Here is a 17,668-nt window from a genome sequence, read left to right on the forward strand (position 1 = left end):
AGTTCATCCGTGGTAAGATGGGTGTAGGTCATTTGTGGTCACTCCTTTGTATTCTTTGGTCGGAATTACAAGTTGAGTGTACCACAAATGGCTGTTTTAGTTGTCTAGCTTAATTTTACAATCGGCGGAATATGAAAAAGTAAGGATGCTATTTTAAAAATCTTATAAACAAGAGGAGTTTACTATGAGTGAAATATATAAGAGGAAACTAGAGGAAGTGCTTGAGGAATTCGACACTTCTGTTGAAGAGGGTTTGAATGAGTCTCAAGTCGAAGAAAATCGGGAAGAACACGGTGAGAATAAATTAGAAGAATCAGAAACAAAGTCTAAATGGGAGATTTTTCTAGAGAATCTGAATAATATTATCGTTTACTTACTAGGTGTTGCGGCTGTTATCTCAGTCATAATGGGCGATTGGGTTGAAGCGCTAGCAATTTTATTAGCTGTTTTTATATCTGTCTTTACAGGGTATTTTGTTGAGGTCGGAGCGCAAAAATCGGTTGAAGCCCTCCAATCAATGGTGGATACAAAAGCAAAAGTACGCCGTAACGGCGAAGAGATTGAAATTGATTCGACCGAACTTGTACCCGGAGATATTCTAATCTTAGGGGAAGGGGATGCGATTGCGGCTGATGGGCGGTTAATTAGTGCCAATAACTTTGCGGTCATGGAAGCGGCCTTAACCGGAGAGTCTGAAGCGGTCGATAAAGATGCTGACGCAACATTTGAAGAAGATGAAGCACTCGGTGACCAATTAAATATGGTCTTTTCCGGTACAGCAGTAACCCGCGGTAAAGCCGAAGCCGTTGTGACGGGTATCGGTATGAATACTGAAGTAGGTCAGATTTCAGAGATGTTAGATGAAGATCAAGACCGAGAAAGTCCACTAGATAAAGAAATAGACAAATTAGGTAAAGCTTTAATTATTGTTGCCTTTGTTGCAGCAGGATTAGTTTTATTAATTGGTATTCTTAACGGTCAAGATACGGCAGAAATGCTACATGTGGCAGTTATTCTAGCAGTAGCGGCGATTCCAGAAGCTATGCCAGCGGTTGAAACGATTACCTTATCGAACGGGATGTCGACGATGGCTGAACATGAAGCGCTCGTCAAAAACCTATCCGCGGTTGAAACGCTAGGGTCAACGTCGATTATTGCGAGTGACAAGACCGGACCCTGACGGAAAACCAAATGATGGTTGAACATCTAATTATTAAAAATGATGAAAAATATGAGGTTACTGGGAACGGTTATGAACCTAAAGGTACTGTGAAATACAACGGTGAAGTTGTTGACGTAGAAGCTAAGAATATTCATGACACAGACGCTTTAAATGACAACGATCAAGATTTACTGAAGCTGATTACTAATGGTTTTTTATCCAGTGATGCAAAATTAGTTAAGCAAGACGAGGCGGATGAAAATGAAGAAGTGGAAAATGACGGCGAGTATACTATTGAAGGAGACCCAACGGATGGGGCTTTAACTGTCTTAGGACACAAAATTGCTATGTCACCAGAATTTTTAAAAGAGACTGAATTTGAGCAACTAGCTGAAATTCCTTTTGATTCTGAGAAGAAATATATGGCTACTTTCCATAAACTGCCCGATAATATCTACCGTTTTATTATGAAGGGTGCTTTAGATGTAGTAGCTGAATATACAGACATTGATGATGAAGAAAGTGAATTTTGGTCAGAGAGGAACGAGCTTTTAACTGAAGAAGGGAACCGTGTCATCGGCCTAGCCAGCTATACGGTTGAAGACGAGAATGAAGCCAATGAGATTACAGAAGACATCGAAGGTTGGTTTGATAATAATCGTAAGATATTAACGATTGATGGCTTGTTCGGAATTATGGATCCACCAAGAGAAGATGTTGCCGAATCAATCAAACAAACGCAAGAGGCTGGTATTACTGTGAAAATGATTACCGGTGACCACCCTCGAACAGCGTCAGTGATTGCAAAAGAAATCGGGATTAACAATTGGGAAAACACCATGACTGGTAAAGAAATTGATCAAGTACACGATTCATCGGACTTCATTAACCGAATTAGAGAAACGGCCGTCTTTGCCCGCGTCTCTCCTGAGAATAAATTACAAATCGTTAGAGCTTTACAAGATGAAGGTGAAGTTGTGGCGATGACTGGAGACGGTGTGAATGATGCGCCTGCCTTGAACGGTGCTGATATCGGTGTCGCGATGGGAATTCGCGGGACGGAAGTTGCAAAAGAAGCATCTGATATGATTTTAACGGATGATCGTTACTCAACCATTGTCGATGCCGTGCGTGAAGGTCGAATTATTTTCGAAAATATTAAAAAGTTTGTCTCATTTTTATTCGCATGTAATATGGTTGAAATTGTATCAATTCTGTTCACAATTATCTTCCTATTACCAATGCCGATTCAGCCCTTACATATTTTATTCCTTAACTTATTAATTGATATCGGACCGGCCATTGCCTTAGCTTATGAAGAAGCCGAAGACAATGTGATGAATCACCCGCCACGTGATCCTGAAAAAGGGTTGGTCAACCGTCAATTCTTAAGTCGAATTATTATAAGTGGGATATTTATTGGACTAGGAGCTTTCGGAGTATTTTTCCTATTCCATAATTTCACAGACGTATCCTTAGAATATGCTCAAACGGCTGCCTTTACATATATGGCTATCGCTCAATTAATGCATATCTTTAACGTCCGTAAATTCAAATCCTTTGGCTTGGACCGCACGCTATTCCATAATAAATTTTTAGTGGGTGCCATGGCTTTAGGTGTCGCTTTACAATTGGTTGCCGTTTACTTACCATTTATGAATAATGTCTTAGGGACAGAACCACTGACATTGATGACTTGGGGAATTATTCTAGGCTTTGCGGCTGTGGCTACATTTATCGTTCATTGGTTGAAGATGTTAACCAATAAAATAGGTGCAGAAGAATAACAAAATAAGAGAGCTCACAAAATGACGTGAGCTCTCTTTTCATTTAATAAACATCCGACATTAAAAGCACAAGAGGCATCGCAGCAAAGGCTAAATTGACAACAAAATGCGCGAAAATGTTGGGAAATAATCTTTGATGGCAGTGGAAAATCAAAGCACTACCAAGTCCCCAAAAGAAGAATGCGCCAATATAAACTAAGGCCCCTTGCCAACTCGCCGCTAACATACAATGTTGCAAGCCGAAACCAATCGACGGAATGACAATACCTGCCCACGGCTTACCAAAACCTTCAGCAAACTTAGGCTGGGCATAACCTCGGTACATGATTTCTTCAATCGGCGCATTAATAAATGGAAAGAATAAAGCGACAATCGCGCCAACCCACCTTAGCCAAACAGGTGTAGTTAATGGATTGTTAGCTAAATCACCCGTAAAGATGACTTCGAACTGGTTAAGATAATCGGTTCCAAAAATTAAAAACGCGACCCCATTTACCGCAGCAGCAAAAGGGATAAAGAGTACGAAAATCCAAAGCAGCCCCCATAGGAGATCTTTACCTAAACGGTCCCTTTGAAAATCAATCACATCCCAAATCGAACGACCTTCTGAATGTAGGAGTCGTGTCATTAAATAGAGAGAAAGGAGATTGGCTATCATAAAATATATGACTGCGATATCGGGTGAAAAAGGGAACGGAATGTTTAACAACAAACTCATTAGACTCATGATCAAAAGTAAAAGCGGCAACCGGATGAACGAGACAAGCCAAGCTTTTTTCATTATCAACCTCTCCTTATGAAAGCGCCGTTATATTTTAATCTTATCATAAACGGAGGAATTTATATAAATGTAATGGATATAAGTTGACTTGTACGAGTTACATGTGTAAACTAAACTTTAAACAATGACTACAATTGTAGTCGTAATCATAAACTTAGTTTGAAAGGAGATATTTTATTGACAGAAGCAATACCAACGTTAAAAATTACCGATGCAGAATGGGAAATTATGCGAGTCATCTGGGCTCAAGGCAAGGCGACAAGTCGCGAAATTATCCAAGTTTTAGAAGATAAAATGAACTGGAAAGCTAGTACAATTAAAACTTTAATCAGCCGTTTAGTAGAAAAAGGCGCTTTGGATACCGAACAAGAGGGACGCAAATACATTTACTCAGCTAAACTGACAGAAGAAGCCAGTTTAGATGAATCTATTTCAGATATGTTAGCTCGTATTTGTAATAAGAAAGCCGGGGAAGTAATCGGAGATATGTTAACCAACGCGCCTTTAAGTCAAAGTGATATTGAAGAATTAATGAGCATTTTAAAAGAGAAAAAGAAAACGGCATTGGACGTTGTGGCATGCGACTGTGTGTCTGGCCAATGTGAGTGTCAAGTAAATTTAGGAGGGGAATTGAATGAGTAAGGATAAACAACATCATCACGACCATCACGACCATCACGACCATCATGACCACGGGGGGCATGACCATCACGACCATCATGAGCACATGGATCACGGTGGCCACGGACATCATCACCACCATGGGAATTTTAAACAAATTTTCTTAAGATCTTTACCGATTGGGTTAATCATTATGTGGATTTCTCCACTGATGGGCTTGGACATACCGTTTCCATTTCAATACACTTTTCCATATTCGGATATTTTAGCTACCGTGCTGTCTACATTCCTTATTTTCTATGGAGGGAAGCCGTTCTTTCAAGGTGCGGTTGGTGAGTTTAAAGAGAAATCACCAGGGATGATGGCGCTTGTGTCTTTAGGGATTGGTGTGTCGTATTTATATAGTGTCTATGCGGTAATTATGCGCTATGTGACGGGCGAGTACCTGATGGATTTTTACTTCGAATTCGCATCGCTAATCCTTATTATGTTGCTTGGACATTGGATTGAGATGGTTGCTTTAGGTAATGCTGGAGATGCTCAAGCCTCTTTAGCAAAATTACTTCCGAAAGAAGCACAAGTTGTCTTACAAGATGATTCGATTGAACAGCGTCCGGTAACAGAATTAAAAGTTGGCGACACTGTCCGAGTTCAAGCAGGCGAAAACATTCCAGCTGATGGAGAAATCATTCGCGGAACGTCTCGAGTGAATGAAGCGCTACTGACGGGTGAATCTAAACCGATTGAGAAATCCGAAGGCGACACAGCTATCGGAGGATCAACTAATGGACAAGGGACGTTATTTATTAAAGTCAGTCAAACTGGAAATTCATCATTCCTCTCTCAAGTTCAAAGTTTAGTCACAGAAGCTCAAGGTAATCCGTCTCGAGCAGAGAACAGAGCACATCAAGTTGCGAGTTGGTTATTTTATATTGCGCTCGGTGTGGCATTAGTGACATTCGTCGCTTGGTGGGTAATTGCTGATTTACAAACATCGATTTCTTATACGGTAACCACGCTTGTTATTGCTTGTCCGCATGCTTTAGGATTAGCGATTCCACTTGTGATTTCGCGAAGTACTAGTTTAGGTGCTAATCGCGGACTACTTGTGAAAGACCGTGAAGTTTATGAATTAACAACAAAATCAGACACGATGATCCTCGATAAAACAGGAACGCTGACTACTGGTGAATTTAAAGTATTAGCGATTGATTCATTATCAAGTGACTATAACGAAGACGAGCTATTAGCTATCATGGCTGGAATTGAAGGCGGGTCAAGTCACCCCATCGCTCAATCAATTATCGAACATGCCTCTGAGGAAAATGTAAACCCCGTTGACTTCACATCAACAGAAGTCGTTTCTGGTGAAGGAGTTGTGGGAACTTATCAAGATACAGAGTATAAATTAGTGAGTCAAAAAGTGTATGGAAAGTCGATTGATATTGAAATTTTACCTGGTGCAACGATTAGTATTTTAACTAAAGATGGCGAAGCATTGGGCGCAGTGTCTCTAGGTGACGAGCTTAAAGAAACGAGTAAAGAACTGATGACAATTCTCAAAGACAAAGGCATTACGCCAATTATGGCAACAGGTGATAATGAAAATGCCGCCAAAGGTGTCGCAGAAACTTTAGGTATTGATTACCGTGCAAACCAGTCACCACAAGACAAATATGATTTAATTAAAAGTCTACAGTCTGAAGGTAAGACGGTTATTATGGTTGGAGATGGTGTGAATGATGCGCCGTCACTCGCATTGGCTGATGTCGGAGTCGCCATTGGAGCCGGAACGCAAGTGGCAATTGATTCCGCAGACGTTGTCTTAACCCAATCTGAACCCGGCGACATTGAATCCTTTATCGAACTGTCTTTCAAGACAAACAGCAAGATGAACCAAAACTTACTTTGGGGAGCAGGCTACAATTTCATTGCAATCCCATTGGCTGCGGGTCTTTTGGCATCTATCGGAATCACTATTTCGCCCGCGCTCGGTGCAATTTTAATGACACTTTCAACAATTATTGTCGCAATGAACGCACTCACTTTAAATTTAGATGATTAATTTTTAAAATAAAAAATGAAAATCGCCCTTTTTTACGTATATATATAGGGGTGATAAAATTCAGAAAAATATCGAACTCATTCAACTCGAAATGTCGGTTATACGCCAAATATATTTAGCTGAAGAACAGAAACGTCGATTTTGGTCTTTAAAACAAGGCTATATCGGGGAATCAGAAGTTGCTCAATGGTTAGAAAAATACGCCGACGATAGTTGGCATGTCCTTTCAGACTACTGGTTTAACTACAAAAGCACGATGCAAGCCGATTTTCTATTAATCAAAGAAAATCACTGGTTAGTTATTGAAGTGAAGAATTTTTATGGCGAATTTGAATATAGAAATCACGAATGCTACATTAACGCGCATTTAATGGAAAATAATTTTATGAATGCCATGGCGACCAAAGTACGGCGCCTAACACGAATTGCCAATGAAGTCTCCGAAAATATTAAAGTAACCGGTGCGATGATTTTCATCAATGAACATTGCCGAGTTAAACTCGATTATGAATTTGACTATGAAATTATACAGCGCAACCAATTTAGAAACTTCTTGAAAAAGCAGACCGAATTTCTGGCCAAACCTCTGTTACCAGCATATTTGAATAGAATACAAAAAGTCTTGAACCGCTATTCGATTGAAAATCCGTTCCAGCCTACAGGCTTGCCGATAGAAGACTTTGCGACTATCCATAAAGGCGTTACTTGTCCAGCGTGTCACCGATTTGATGTAGAAATCACTTTAAGAAAAGTGACATGCCGGCACTGTCATTTTAAAGAAGCAAAATCAGAAACAATACTCAGATCCGCACGGCAATTGCGCTATTTATTCTTTGACAACAGTGAAATAGTCACAACAGAAAATGTGTACCAGTTTATGGGCGCAAGCGCAGCGTCAAGATCCTTAATCCGAGACATACTTGGGAAAAACTTTAAGAAAGTGGGGAAAACAAATAAAACTTACTATGAAATAGAGATTTAAAGGGGAAATGTTAGGGGAAGTGAGTTGATTCGCCAACTCAGATCAGTGAGCTAGCGAATCATGTTCAACTGCGCCAGCTCAGAATCGTGAGCTAGCGAATCAAACGTAACTTCGCCAGTTCAAATCTCCGAGCTAGCGAATCAAGTGCAACTACGCCAGCTCAAATCCCTGAGCTGGCGAATACACCCAAAACCCAATTCAAACCAGAAAAAAGTCCGCAGCACATTCGCTGCGGACTTTTTATATTAGAAACTGCTATTAGGCTCAGTCAGAAACGCTGCTTCTTGCGGAGTTGTCTCACGGCCTAGAACATCATTCCGATGAGGGTAGCGACCGAAACGGTCAATGATATCTTTATGTAAGTTTTCACAGTGTAGTGCATTCTCGTCACCAATTTCAGTAAAGATGCGTAAAGCTGTCTCGTGAATTTCAGTAGATTCAGAATGCATAAAAGGCATCATTGCGAAGCATTTTTCCTGAACAGAGAATTCTTCATCAAACTCAGGTAGTTGATATAATTCCTGAGCTAAGACGAGTGCCATCGTATCTTGGGTGAAACTCTTCTCGTCGCCTCGGCATAAGTTCCGCGAGAATTGGTCGAGAACAATGATTTCTGCGAGGCGGCCGTAAGGATCCCCACGCCACTCCCATAATAAGCCAGCACATGCGGCTTCCCAAGTTTTTCCAAAACGCTGTCTAATTTCGGAATCGAAATCATCATTTTTCTCAAATAACAAGTCCGCATTTTCAGGGGCAAACCAAAAGTCTAATACATCTTGATAACGAGCTAGTTTCACAAATAATTCCCTCCGCTTTTATTAGTATACATTTTATAGTAAAAACATTTTCTTAAATACAATTGAACATTAAATATAATAAGATTATAATAAGGCTCAAGGGGTGATATCAATGCAATTATACATGAAACAAAAAATGTTATCATTTAAACAGGATTTTAATATTGTCGATAGCAATCAGAAGCCGGTTTATAAAGTGGATGGAGAATTTTTTTCACTTGGTAGAAAACTGCACATCATTAACATGGAGACCAATGAAGAGGTCGCTTTAGTTAAACAGAAAGTATTATCACTCATGCCACAAGTGGACGTCTTTGTCCGAGGTCAAGAAGTCGCAAGTATTCGCAAACGCATCACGTTCTTCAAACCAAAATTTGATATTGAACAAATTGGCTGGACGATAAAAGGCGATTACTTTGCGCACGATTATATTATTTATGATCGAGAAGGAGATTTAATTGCTCAAATAAAGAAAAAATACTTTGCTATGAGCGATACATTTGAATTTAATATCGATGCTGAAGAAGTTGACCCAGTTATGGTGATTGCGGTTGTGTTAGCTATCGACACTGTAATGGATAGTAAAGATTAAGTAGATTGAGGTAAAAGATGACTTTTAAAGGTATTATCAGAGAAATAATCAGTACGCTTATCTGGGTTGCAGTGATATTTCTAGGAATTAAAGTATTTTATGCGTATGTTATGGAACCGTTCATCGTGGACGGAAGATCTATGGAATACACATTACATGACGGCGAGAAAATGTTTATGATGAAATTAAACGATATTGAGCGCTTTGATGTGGTCGTATTCCCAGCACCTGGGGGACCGATTACTTCAGACGAACCGCAAAGTTTATATATTAAACGCGTGATTGGTATACCTGGGGATACAGTTGCTTATCAGGATGACCAATTAATATTGAACGGTGTGCAAATGAATGAACCATATTTAGACGACATGCGCGCAGATGTCTTAGGAAACTTTACGAGTGATTTCCAATTAGAAGAAATTACTGGATCAGCGACCGTACCGGAAGGGCAAGTCTTTGTAATGGGAGACAACCGTCGCAATTCACTTGACGGACGGGCATTTGGCTTCATCGATGCCGAAGATATTATCGGAGAGGCAGATTATATTTATTGGCCACTTTCTAGTATGCGAGCGCTTGATCAATATGAAATGAATGAAAATCAAGACACAATTGTCCAAAGAGATTGAACTTTATACAACAAATAGCTATAATATAAGCATTGTTAGATTAGTAAACGAATTGACGGTAATAAGAGAAAGTCACCTAGGCTGAAAGTGACGTGCCCACTCATTCGTTGAACCTACTAAACAGTTTATGGGCTCGCCTCCTTATCGGCTCTAAGTAGGTTGGCAACATGCCGACAACTGAGGTGGTACCGCGGAGATCAACTGTTCTTCGTCCTTATTTGGACGGGAACAGTTTTTTTGTACAAAATTATAACAGGAGGTTACTATGGTAACGAGAAAAGAAGATTTTTCAAAATGGTATATCCAAACAATTCAAAAAGCTGACTTAATGGACTATTCACCCGTACGTGGTTGTATGATTTTCAAACCCAACGGTTTCGAAATTTGGGAGCATATCCAAGAAGCTTTAAACTACCGATTCAAACAAGAAGGTATCCGAAATGCATACTTCCCAATGTTAATTCCCGAGAGCTTCTTCAATAAGGAAAAAGATCATATTGAAGGATTCTCACCAGAGTTACCGTGGGTTACTGAAGCTGCGGGTGAGCCATTAGAAGAGCGCTTAGCGCTACGTCCAACATCAGAAACGATGTTTGGTGATGCGTATTCTAAATGGATTAACTCATACCGTGATTTACCAATGGAAATGAACCAATGGGCAAACGTATTCCGCTGGGAAAAACGTACAATGCCATTCCTTCGTACGTCAGAATTCTTATGGCAAGAAGGGCATACGGCTCACGCGAATGCCGAAGAAGCTAAAAGACGTACACAACGTATGTTAGATATTTATGCAGAAGTGATTGAAGGCGTATTAGCTATTCCAGTATTTAAAGGTGAAAAAACACCTTCAGAACGCTTTGCTGGTGCAGAACGAACTTACTCTGTTGAAGCAATGATGCAAGATACAAAAGCTGTTCAAGCAGGAACAAGTCACTACATGGGAACGAAATTCGCTGAAGCTTTTGATATCAAATACTTAAACAGCGACAACGAACACGTTCACGCATTCACGACATCATGGGGTGTATCAACACGTTTAATCGGAGCAATGATCATGTCTCACGGTGACGACCAAGGACTAATTATGCCACCAAAAGTTGCACCGCAACAAGTCGTATTCATTCCTGTTGGACCATGGCAAAAGAACCCAGCGATCATGGACAAAATCTATGAATTGAATGAAGAATTAGCAAGCAAGCAAATTCGTACAGTTATCGACGGAAGCGATAACCGTCCAGGTTACAAATTCAATGAATGGGAATTACGCGGTGCGCCACTTCGTGTAGAAATTGGACCACGTGACTTAGAAAACAATAAAGTCATCGTTAAAGCGCGTGACTTAGATGAAAAAATAGATGTTGAATTCACAAACTTTGCTGAATACATCGAAAATGCCTTAGACGAAATGCAAAATCGCCTATTAGAATCAGCACGCGAACGCAATTCACAACACATCTATACGGACATCAATACATTAGAAGAACTTGAAAACCATATTGAAGCGAAAAAAGCTGCAAACGAAAACCCAGGTTGGATCTTAGCAGGATGGGACGGAACGGAAGAATCAGAAGCGAAGATTAAAGAACGCACTGGTTTCACAACACGTAACATTCCAGTTGATGGTACAGTAGATAAGAAAGACGTATGTATTGTGACAGGTAACCCAGCAACAGAAACTGTTTGGTTAGCCAGAGCATACTAATTTAAAGAAGATTAAACCGAGACTGTGTAAAAACAGCCTCGGTTTTTTGTTGAGATCTCGTGACCTCTTAAACAAGAAAAACCGTCCTCGAAAGGACGGCTTAATTATTGACTTACTTATTTAATAACGCTTCAGTTTCGATTTTTACTTTCTGTAAATAACGAATTGTATCTTCTTCAAAAGGATGTCTAATCCCACACCCAGGTGTAAGAATTAAGTGCTTTCCACCAGACTCTGTAATTGAACGGTAAATTTGATGACGAAGAGGGTTGCGATTATTGTGTGTAATATCCATACGTGCAATGCCGCCCATGACACATTTGTTAGTATAATCAATACCTTCTTTTAACTCCGGTAAACTTTCCCACACATGCCAGTTAAACACTTGAACGGGATAATCTTTAACCAGGTCGAACATAATATCATCACCATGTGCATGAATTGCGTTAAACCAACCATCACGAGCTCCTTTCAACACTTGTAAGTCATAAGGCGCACCATATTCAGCGTATATTTCTTCACTCGCTTTGTCATAAGAACTCATTTGTGATGCGAAGTAAACACCGGCTGCACCTAACTCAATGGCTTTATGTGCCAACGAGCTGTTGATTCAGAAATTTTATCGAGTGCTTGGTGAATGTAACCATGTTCATCCTGTTTAAGGTGGTTAATCAGTTGCCCTTTAGCTAATTTAGCTGCTGTTGTTAAGGGACTAAAAACCGTCATAATCACCGGTGCTTCACCGTCCACTAAATTCAGTAAGTGTTCAAGGTGGTCAAGTTATCTTTGTAGGACTGACGCGGTTTCAAACTCTAACAATGGTAAGTTTGACCAGTCTTCATAGGCATTAATCGGTGTTTTAATCACTTTAGCCACCCCACCTTTAGCCACTTCAGAAAAATCGATCTCCGTATTATAATCTTCTACGGCGTACATACCATTATTCATCGTTTTAATAAAATCTAAATCTTACTGTTTAAATAGATCATACGTCGCTTGGGCGACTTCTTTGGGTGAGCGATCAATCTCTGGTATATGTGTCCAGAAGGAAAAGGGGATTGAACCCTGCTTTTCACCACTAATCGCTAACTTTATACGGTCAAATTTATTCACTATTACACTCCTTGTCTACGTGTTTCACCAAATTGTAATTTCAATTCAACACGGTTAAATATCATTTGTAAAACGCCACAGATTAACCAGTAAACTAAAGCTGCCGCAATATAAGATTCTAAATAACGATAACTTAATGCCGCAGCGTAACGGGCTTGAGCCAAAATATCTACTATACCAACGGTAAAGGCAAGTGACAGACCTTTAATATTTTTCAAAAAGGCATTGAGAAACAAAGGAATCGCCACACTTAATACTTGTGGAATAATAATGCGATGTAAGTCCTGACGACGTGTCATCCCGATCGATTGACCAGCCTCAATTTGACGGGGATCAATGGACTGAACTGCCCCTCGGATATTCTCCGATTCAATCGCAGCTTCAAGTAATGAGAAGATCGTAATAACAATAATTAAACTCGGAAAATCATGTGGTTGCACTGTGACCCCAAAGATTGCCAGTAAGGAACTACTCGCTTGAGGTAAACTGTACATCATCACGAATAAATGAACGATTAACGGCACCCCGCGCATATAAGAGACAAATAGACGAACGAGTGGTGTAATAACCGGTACAGGCTTCATCTTTAATTGAGCGAAGACAGCCCCTAATTAAATCCCAAAGACTAACACCACAGCAGCAATTCCAAAAGTCCGTGGTACAGCCCGCATGACAACCCAAATAGTATCAATCATAACTTGTGTATCAAAATCCAATGTGCTCGACCTCCTTATCTTTGATAGTAGCGACTATAACCCTTCTCGAGGAAATTCAATCCGAATACGAGAAGTGAAGACAGCGCCCAATAAATTAACGCTATCGCAATATATACTTCAAGTTGATAAACACCGTAGGTGTTCGCGATTATAATATCTGCTTGTCCCATTATATCGACTAAACCGATTAAGAACAGTAACGACGTATCTTTTAACAAATCAATTAACGCATTTCCTAAACTGGGTAACGCAATCGGTAATACTTGTGGGAAAATAATGCGACGATGTTTTTGCCAACTTGTCATACCTTCAACTACTAACATTGCCTACCTCCTAACTCGGGCATAACCCAAGAATATCAATATTCAGTTATATGTTATTTGAAGGGAATTGTATACTGAATAGACCTAAATACTGGTATTAGGTAGAGGCGAATGGTCTAAGTTTTAGCATCCGACACACCTGGTAGCAAATGCTTTACTTTTATGTGAAAGCGTTGTACAATAGTGTTGAATCTGTGATATTATTGTTTCTAATGAAACCTTTGATTGGTCAGAATCTTATGTTTTGTTTTACTATATGGTTTAAAGAATTTAGGAGAATCAGATGAAGCGTATTGGTGTACTAACTAGCGGGGGCGATGCTCCAGGAATGAATGCGGCCATTAACGGGATCGTTGATGAAGCGCGCAAACATAACATCGAAGTTCGTGGTTATCTAGAGGGATATACTGGTTTAATCGCGAATGATTATATTGAATTGACACCTGAAGTTGTAAAACCACATCATCATGTGGGCGGAACTTTCTTAGGTACGTCAAGGTCGGAAGAATTCAAAAAAGCCGAGGTTCAAGCTGGAGTTGCTAAGCAATTAAAGCAAGATAATGTAGATGGACTAGTTGTCATTGGTGGAGATGGGTCATATCATGGTGCTTATAGTTTATCGAAACTAGGTATACAAACCATTGGGATTCCTGGAACGATTGATAATGATATTCCACTTACAGAATTAACTTTAGGCTTTAAAACTGCCATTCGAAATGTTGTTGAAACGGTTGATATTATCATGCAATCTGCGTCAAGCCATAAACATCTTTATTGTATTGAGGTGATGGGCCGTAGAGCGGGAGATATTGCAAGATGGACCGGCCGTGCGCTAGACGCAGATGGTATAATTGCTGAACCAGGAGATTTTGATGTGAATCTAGTAAAAGAAACCATCGAAAAATCCCAAGCTATGAATAAGCGATATCAGTTATTCATCCTTGCAGAAGGTGTCATGACAGCTCAAGAGTTTAAAGAAGTTGTCGAACGTGAGACAAGATATCCAATTCATCCATTATTACTTGGTCATATCCAACGAGGTGGAAATCCAGCTGCCGAAGATCGGATTTTAGGTTTAGATTTTGGAGAACACGCTGTTGCTTTGTTAAGAGAAGGAAAGACGGAGCGTTGCACAGCGGTTATAGATAATAAAGTAACAGATGTAAGTTTTGAAGAAACATTCGCATTAATAGAAAAATAAAAATAATTCTTTGGAGGAATATAATGTTTAACGAAAAAGATTTAGTAGCGGTCAATACATTACGTGCTTTAAGTGTGGAACAAGTTGAGAAGGCAAATTCTGGTCACCCTGGTTTACCAATGGGTGCGGCTCCAATGGCCTATGCTTTATGGGCAGGTCATTTAAATGTGAACCCAGAGTTATCTGATTGGCCAAACCGAGACCGTTTCGTGTTATCTGCAGGTCATGGTTCAGCTTTACTTTACAGTTTATTACATATGAGTGGTTTTGATGTAACGATTGACGACTTAAAAGACTTCCGTCAATTAGGAAGCCGTACACCAGGGCATCCTGAATACCGTCATACAGATGGCGTTGAAGCAACAACCGGTCCTTTAGGACAAGGAATTGCACAAGCTGTAGGGATGGCAATGGCCGAGCAACATACCGCAGCTGTCTACAATACAGATGAGCATCAAGTTATTGATCACTACACTTATACATTAGTTGGTGACGGGGACTTAATGGAAGGAATTAGTTACGAAGCGATTTCATATGCAGGTCGTCAACAATTAGATAAATTAATCGTATTATACGATTCAAACGATATCTCATTAGATGGTGACTTAGACAAAGCCTTCAACGAAGATATTAAAGGACGTTTTGAATCAGCGAACTGGAACTACTTACGTGTTGAAGATGGAACTAACTTAGACGATATCTCAAACGCGATTCAAAAAGCAAAAGAAAACAAAGGAAAACCAACTTTAATCGAGATTAAAACAGTGATTGGTTACGGTTCTCCTCAACAAGGAACAGCAAATACGCATGGTAACCCATTAGGTGCTGACAACTGGACAGCAACACGTGAAGTTTATGGATGGACTCATGAAGCGTTTGATGTGCCAACAGAAGCACAAGAATTATTCGATGAAAAAGTAAAAAATCGTGGTAAAGAAGCTTATAATGCATGGTTAGAAGTATTCAATGCCTATAAAGAAGCTAATCCAGAGAAAGCTAAAGCCTTTGAACAAGGATTCAACGGACATCTTGCAGAAGACTATGCAGCTAACTTAGAATATAAAGGTGCAGATGCTAAAGCCGAAGCCAGTCGTGCTTCAAGTGGTGCTGCAATTCAAGGTCTTGCTGAAAAAGTACCTTTCCTATGGGGTGGATCAGCTGACTTATCAGGATCTAACAAAACAATGATCGATTCAGACACGGATTTCATGCCAGAAAACCGTGCAGGAAGAAACATTTGGTTCGGTGTGCGTGAATTCGCGATGGCAGCCATGATGAACGGGATTGCTTTACACGGCGGAACTAAAGTATACGCTGGAACATTCTTTGTGTTTACAGACTACTTAAAGGCAGCAGTACGACTATCAGCACTATCTAACTTACCAGTAACTTATGTCATGACACACGACTCTGTAGCAGTAGGGGAAGATGGCCCAACTCATGAGCCAGTCGAACACTTAGCAGCATTCCGTGCAATGCCTAACCTAAACTTAATTCGACCAGCCGATGTGAATGAGACATATGCTGCATGGAAAGTAGCAATTGAATCAGAAGACCGTCCAACAATGTTAGTTCTATCACGTCAAAACTTACCAGTACTAGAAGGATCTAACGAATTAGCTGAAGAAGGCGTTCGTAAAGGTGGATATGTTATCTCGCCAAGTGAAGGTGAAACTCCTGAAGGTATCTTAATTGCTACTGGTTCTGAAGTAAGCTTAGCTGTAGAAGCACAAGCAAAATTAAAAGAACAAGGTATTGACGTATCAGTCGTGTCATTACCGGCACAAAACTTGTTCGAAGAGCAATCAGCTGAATATAAAGAAAGTGTCCTACCTAATGCCGTACGTAACCGTATGTCAATCGAAATGGGAGCAACATTCGGTTGGGAACGTTATGTAGGTCTAGATGGTGTAACATTAGGAATTGACCGCTTTGGAGCATCAGGTAAAGGTGAAGAAGTGATTGAATACTTCGGCTTTACTGCGGATAATGTGGCAGCTAAGTATACTGAAGCGTTTAAATAATTAATAAAATTAGTTAGAAAATCAGCTAATTAATATTCATCCATCAAAGTAGATAGTATTAAAGCTACCTACTTTGATGGATTTTATTATGTGAGGGGAAAATATGGAGAAAATTGGTGAAAATGAAATTGTAAAAATTGCGACGATGTACTATGAAGAAGGAATGACTCAATCAGAAATCGCCCGCAAAAAAGGCGTATCGAGATCATTCATATCTAAAATGATTGTTGAAGCAAAAAGAGATGGAATCGTTGAAATTGTGATTAATAGCAGTAGTGTCTATACGGCTAGGTTAGAAAGGCAAATAGAGAAAAAATTCAAGCTAAAAAATGCCATTATCATTGATACACTAGATATTAATAAAGCTGAAGTGAAAAAAATGGCAAGCCAACAAGCTGCTTTATACTTGAAGAAAATACTTCCTTCATACCAGACAATCGGTATTTCTTGGGGGAATTCCTTAAGAGGTTTAGTGGATCATTTTCCTTATACGAATCATCAAGGTGCCACAGTTCTGCCTTTGATCGGTGGGTTAAGTGATGATTATTTTGAGATACAATCCAATCAATTGAGTTACGACTTAGCGAGGAAGATGAGAGGTAAGGCGAAATATCTTTATTCTCCTGCATTAGTATCAAATGAGTTAATACGAGAAGAGCTCAGTAGTAACAATGCAATTCAGAGTATCTTGGAAGAAGGAAAAACAGTCGATTTGGCTTTAATTGGGATTTCAAGTTTGGATCAAGAAAGTAACATGCGAAAAATAGGCTTCTTAAGAGAAGAAGATGCGACCGAATTAAAGGGGCATAATGCTGTAGGCGTAATTAATTCACGATTTTTCAATCAAGAAGGAAAAGAAGTAGATAGTGAAATAAATAAAAATGTTATTGGTCTAAATCTTGAAGAATTGAGAAAGATACCAGCGATTATGACAGTTGTATATGGGGATCAAAAAGTCGAAGCGATTCGTGCTGCACTTGAAAATGAATTATTAAATATTATTGTGACAACGGATACGATTGCAGAAGGTTTGCTTAGCGACGATATTTAAATGTTGAATTGCAATAATTATTGCGACAATTTTTTATTTACTCAATTAATAAGAGTTCGTGTAAAAATACTTCCAAAGGTGTTTGGTAATCTAAGCATTTCCTAGGACGATTATTCATT

16 protein-coding genes and 2 pseudogenes are annotated in these 17,668 nt (G+C 39.6%); 10 read left to right on the plus strand and 8 right to left on the minus strand.

Annotated features, from left to right (window positions below; genetic code table 11):
- Positions 1-184 precede the first annotated feature (184 nt).
- Positions 185-2,949: pseudogene (locus tag ACEN4N_RS09355) on the plus strand (cation-translocating P-type ATPase).
- Between the two features lie 43 nt (positions 2,950-2,992).
- On the opposite strand, the gene ACEN4N_RS09360 reads toward ACEN4N_RS09355, so the two are convergent.
- Positions 2,993-3,730 carry a CPBP family intramembrane glutamic endopeptidase gene (locus tag ACEN4N_RS09360; RefSeq protein ID WP_407094117.1) on the minus strand — a complete coding sequence of 246 codons (738 nt, stop codon included), beginning with the start codon at positions 3,728-3,730 and terminating at the stop codon, positions 2,993-2,995.
- A 177-nt stretch (positions 3,731-3,907) separates the two neighbouring features.
- Between ACEN4N_RS09360 and ACEN4N_RS09365 the strand changes: the two genes are divergently transcribed.
- The 3 genes from ACEN4N_RS09365 to ACEN4N_RS09375 all read left to right on the plus strand — a co-directional run bounded on the left by ACEN4N_RS09365 (position 3,908) and on the right by ACEN4N_RS09375 (position 7,398).
- Complete coding sequence (locus tag ACEN4N_RS09365) at positions 3,908-4,372, plus strand: CopY/TcrY family copper transport repressor (protein ID WP_407094118.1); 465 nt, start codon at positions 3,908-3,910, stop codon at positions 4,370-4,372.
- Positions 4,365-6,416: a copper-translocating P-type ATPase gene (locus tag ACEN4N_RS09370; RefSeq protein ID WP_407094119.1), complete on the plus strand. Its 2,052-nt coding sequence runs from the start codon at positions 4,365-4,367 to the stop codon at positions 6,414-6,416. The genes ACEN4N_RS09365 and ACEN4N_RS09370 overlap by 8 nt, the downstream gene beginning before the upstream one ends.
- Before the next feature lie 91 nt (positions 6,417-6,507).
- Complete coding sequence (locus tag ACEN4N_RS09375; protein WP_407094120.1) at positions 6,508-7,398, plus strand: nuclease-related domain-containing protein; 891 nt, start codon at positions 6,508-6,510, stop codon at positions 7,396-7,398.
- 245 nt (positions 7,399-7,643) lie between these two features.
- Here ACEN4N_RS09375 and ACEN4N_RS09380 read toward each other — a convergent pair whose 3' ends face one another.
- Entirely contained in the window at positions 7,644-8,195 is a 552-nt protein-coding gene (locus ACEN4N_RS09380) for a DUF924 family protein (RefSeq protein WP_407094121.1), read from the minus strand.
- 112 nt (positions 8,196-8,307) lie between these two features.
- Here ACEN4N_RS09380 and ACEN4N_RS09385 point away from each other — a divergent pair, with 112 nt between their 5' ends.
- From ACEN4N_RS09385 to proS, 3 genes are all read left to right on the plus strand, one after another.
- Positions 8,308-8,787 carry an LURP-one-related/scramblase family protein gene (locus tag ACEN4N_RS09385; protein WP_407094122.1) on the plus strand — a complete coding sequence of 160 codons (480 nt, stop codon included), beginning with the start codon at positions 8,308-8,310 and terminating at the stop codon, positions 8,785-8,787.
- A 17-nt stretch (positions 8,788-8,804) separates the two neighbouring features.
- Positions 8,805-9,416, plus strand: coding sequence for a signal peptidase I (gene lepB / locus ACEN4N_RS09390; RefSeq protein WP_407090360.1), 612 nt, complete (start codon positions 8,805-8,807; stop codon positions 9,414-9,416).
- A gap of 265 nt (positions 9,417-9,681) precedes the next feature.
- Positions 9,682-11,121 (plus strand): proline--tRNA ligase, encoded by a 1,440-nt coding sequence (gene proS / locus ACEN4N_RS09395; RefSeq protein ID WP_407094123.1) that lies wholly within the window; start codon positions 9,682-9,684, stop codon positions 11,119-11,121.
- 112 nt (positions 11,122-11,233) lie between these two features.
- Here proS and ACEN4N_RS09400 read toward each other — a convergent pair whose 3' ends face one another.
- The 6 genes and pseudogenes from ACEN4N_RS09400 to ACEN4N_RS09425 all read right to left on the minus strand — a co-directional run bounded on the left by ACEN4N_RS09400 (position 11,234) and on the right by ACEN4N_RS09425 (position 13,273).
- On the minus strand, positions 11,234-11,719 hold the full coding sequence (locus tag ACEN4N_RS09400; protein WP_407094124.1) for a uroporphyrinogen decarboxylase family protein: 486 nt from the start codon (positions 11,717-11,719) through the stop codon (positions 11,234-11,236).
- Entirely contained in the window at positions 11,695-11,871 is a 177-nt protein-coding gene (locus tag ACEN4N_RS09405; RefSeq protein WP_407094125.1) for a hypothetical protein, read from the minus strand. Before ACEN4N_RS09405 ends, ACEN4N_RS09400 begins: the two co-directional genes overlap by 25 nt.
- 30 nt (positions 11,872-11,901) lie before the next feature.
- The gene (locus tag ACEN4N_RS09410; protein WP_407090365.1) at positions 11,902-12,069 is read right to left on the minus strand and encodes a hypothetical protein; all 168 of its coding nucleotides are present in this window, start codon (positions 12,067-12,069) and stop codon (positions 11,902-11,904) included.
- 21 nt (positions 12,070-12,090) lie between these two features.
- On the minus strand, positions 12,091-12,234 hold the full coding sequence (locus ACEN4N_RS09415) for a hypothetical protein (protein WP_407090366.1): 144 nt from the start codon (positions 12,232-12,234) through the stop codon (positions 12,091-12,093).
- Positions 12,235-12,236: 2 nt separating this feature from the next.
- Positions 12,237-12,830 (minus strand): annotated as a pseudogene (locus ACEN4N_RS09420) (amino acid ABC transporter permease); the annotation flags it as partial.
- Between the two features lie 134 nt (positions 12,831-12,964).
- Positions 12,965-13,273 (minus strand): ABC transporter permease subunit, encoded by a 309-nt coding sequence (locus ACEN4N_RS09425; protein WP_338487402.1) that lies wholly within the window; start codon positions 13,271-13,273, stop codon positions 12,965-12,967.
- A gap of 283 nt (positions 13,274-13,556) precedes the next feature.
- On the opposite strand from ACEN4N_RS09425, the gene ACEN4N_RS09430 reads away from it, so the two are divergent.
- The 3 genes from ACEN4N_RS09430 (at position 13,557) to ACEN4N_RS09440 (ending at position 17,549) form a co-directional block, all read left to right on the plus strand.
- Positions 13,557-14,474, plus strand: a complete 918-nt coding sequence (locus ACEN4N_RS09430; RefSeq protein ID WP_407094126.1) for an ATP-dependent 6-phosphofructokinase — start codon at positions 13,557-13,559, stop codon at positions 14,472-14,474.
- 23 nt (positions 14,475-14,497) lie between these two features.
- Positions 14,498-16,498: a transketolase gene (gene tkt, locus ACEN4N_RS09435; protein ID WP_407094127.1), complete on the plus strand. Its 2,001-nt coding sequence runs from the start codon at positions 14,498-14,500 to the stop codon at positions 16,496-16,498.
- 103 nt (positions 16,499-16,601) lie between these two features.
- On the plus strand, positions 16,602-17,549 hold the full coding sequence (locus ACEN4N_RS09440; protein ID WP_407094128.1) for a sugar-binding transcriptional regulator: 948 nt from the start codon (positions 16,602-16,604) through the stop codon (positions 17,547-17,549).
- Positions 17,550-17,668: the final 119 nt, after the last annotated feature.

The sequence above is a fragment of the Ruoffia sp. FAM 20857 genome (assembly GCF_045528645.1).
GTDB lineage: Bacteria > Bacillota > Bacilli > Lactobacillales > Aerococcaceae > Ruoffia > Ruoffia halotolerans.